The sequence below is a fragment of the Deltaproteobacteria bacterium genome (genome assembly GCA_016208165.1).
Classification (GTDB): Bacteria; Desulfobacterota; Desulfarculia; order JACQYL01; family JACQYL01; genus JACQYL01.
Genome location: JACQYL010000102.1, coordinates 1 through 2,615, shown reverse-complemented (window position 1 = coordinate 2,615; position 2,615 = coordinate 1). Strand labels below are relative to the sequence as shown.

The following is a 2,615-nucleotide window of genomic DNA, read 5'->3' as shown; positions in this document are numbered from 1 at the left end:
TTTTATTGGCTATTTCTGTCGTATTTTTCCTATCAATGAGTAGTAATTTTATAATATTTTCCCTTATTTGTCAAGATAAAACAAAAATCCCGTCAACTGCGGTCCCACTCATTTCCAAACAACCCCTGACCCGTCAGACGAAACCCCAACTGGAAAAGTAAAAGGATTCCTCCACCCATTGGCCTATTTTGTTCGAAAATAGATTTTTGGCAGTCGAGTAAGGCACTGGCATGTACCTGGAGCCCCTGTAGAACCTTTTGATGCACGCATCTACTTGGGACCACAGAGGACAAGGCTTTCCAGCGCCTCCTCATCGAACCGGACATGCAGATTTCCCGCATCCGGCTCACCGACAGTCTCTTGCCATAAGGCATACGCAAGGAGTTGAGGACGTGCCCGCATTACAGATAGATGAGCTCATAGCGTTTCAATCCGCTGTACAGGCTTTCCCCCTGTCTGAATGGCCGGCTCCGTCGTTGGCTCCGGTTTCCTAAAAACCTCTGAAACCGACAACGCACGAAATGATTCACGTTTCGGAACACCTTTCGTGGATACCCATAGCCGAAATAATTGGCCCATCCGCGGAGAATGACATTCGTCTCAGCTATCACCTCGATGAGCGGCTTCTTATATCCACTGCAGGTCTTCCCACGTATCTTCTCCTGAAGTCCGTTGACCGCCTTTTCCGAGGGGAAGATGTTCAAATACTTGCCCTTCCCTCCATGCAGGTTACGGTCATAGCGCATGGTAAATCCGAGAAAGTTCAGACTTTCTCCAGGCTTATTCATTCGTACGATACTCGTCTTGTCTCGATTTATCAGCAGTCCCAGGTCTCTTTCCAGCTTCCCTTCCACCCATTCCCTGATTCGCTTCCCCTGGTAGCGCGCCAGGATCACAAAATCATCGGCATAACGGACCAGACGGGCATCCACCATTCGGTATGGACCGGTTTTATCCTCATAGAAGGTTCGATCCATCTGGTGGAGATACAGGTTGGCCAGCAGGGGGGAAATAACCCCTCCTTGGGGAGTCCCTTTATCGGGTCTCTTGCCGTTCCCCCGGCCTCCTTCTTCCACTACCGGAGTCCGAAGCCACATCCGGATCAGTTTCAATACCGATCGATCTGCTATCCTTTTCTCTACCAGGGTCATCAGTCGATCATGGGGAATGCTGTCAAAGTAACTGGAAAGATCCGCATCATAGACCTCTCGCCGTCCTTCTTGCAGGTTCTTTCGGATCTGCTCCAGGGCACCCCAGGCTCGTCGCCCAGGTCGAAAGCCATGAGAGCAATCCAAAAAATCCGCCTCAAAGATCGGCTCCAGTATCAACAATACGGCCATCTGTACTACCCGGTCCCGTATACAGGGTATTCCCAAGGGTCTCAGCTTACCGTTGGCCTTGGGAATATAAACCCGGCGCACCGGCAAAGGTCGGTAGGTCTTGGTCCGCAGTTCCTTTTCCAACCCTTCCAGAAACCCGGACACCCCGCCTTCCTCTATCTGTCGAATGGTCACCCCATCCGTTCCCGGCGCCCCTCGGTTCGCCCGTACCCGAACCCAGGCCGTTTCCAATACATCCCGGCGATAGATCCGGTCGTACAGGACATAAAATCGAAACGGACGTTCTTGCTTGGCCTTACAGCTCAGTTTCCATCGCAAAAGCGAGACCTTCTCCGGCATCCCGGGTTCCGGTTGAAACCCTTCGGCCATCCATTCCGTAATGGAGCGTTTTTGACTCAAGCGGGGTCTCTCTCTTTTGATCAAAACATGACTGAAGTACGGCCCCTTCGCTCCATCCCGTTTCCGGGACTTCCCCACTACTATGGGCCGCTCCGACTCCCGACCAGGGCCGACTTCCAGGTTATGGATTCCCTGAACTCGTTATCCCGCCATAGGCGGGATGCCCCGCCGGGTCTCCCAGGTTCCTCGGCTGATCTTTCGGCGCGCGCTCTCCTCAATCACCCCGGACGGTCCAGCAAGTGCTTTCGCTCGTTACTTCCCCGCTGGTATCAGGCTTCACCTTCTCCGACAGGTTGGCCACCGCCACTTACGCGTAACGAGGCTGAATCAGGTTCACTTTCGTTAGGGCTCACGCCTTCGTTGTCCGGGGAGTGTCTCCCCCCTTCGCCTCCGGCCTTTCATGGCCGGGACCGGCCTACTCCCCGCTTTCGGTTACCCCAAGCGGGAGACCGCAACTTCTTGTTGAACGAGCAATTAACAAGTATAACACCTTTCAGTCATATAGATCAGCCAGGCTTGGCCTGGCGTACCGGATTTCACGGATTTCACGGTTAAAGCTATGGGGTATCTCTCGATCCCGTTAAGTCTGGATTGAGGGATGACGACATCCGCCTTCGGCGGAAGCTGGTCTCAAGACAAGGGAACCCCCTTTTTTTGAGAAATGAAATGGGTTAATCCGTGTGTCAGGCTTTGTGCCTGCCCCGTGCCTAAATAAGCCGTTGACTGTCCATTTTCATGGTTCGTGGTGCCCCTCCCGGGGCATGAGGGTTTAATATGAAACCGGAGATACGCTATTTCCCGGACCTGGAAACCTTAAGTCAGGAGGCGGCCCGTTTTGTGGTGCAAATGGCCAATAAGGGTGTTGCCGAGAAAGGC

The 2,615-nt window shown here is 53.2% G+C and carries 1 protein-coding gene; it reads right to left on the bottom strand.

What is annotated here, in order from left to right; all coding sequences use genetic code 11:
* Positions 1-401: 401 nt before the first annotated feature.
* The gene (ltrA, locus tag HY788_19135) at positions 402-1,709 is read right to left on the bottom strand and encodes a group II intron reverse transcriptase/maturase (protein MBI4776264.1); all 1,308 of its coding nucleotides are present in this window, start codon (positions 1,707-1,709) and stop codon (positions 402-404) included.
* Between the last annotated feature and the right edge of the window lie 906 nt (positions 1,710-2,615).

Bases quoted from the DNA above. Each gene is read 5' to 3' on its own strand.
- ltrA (MBI4776264.1), bottom strand. From the start codon at position 1,709: ATGGCCGAAGGGTTTCAACCGGAACCCGGGATGCCGGAGAAGGTCTCG.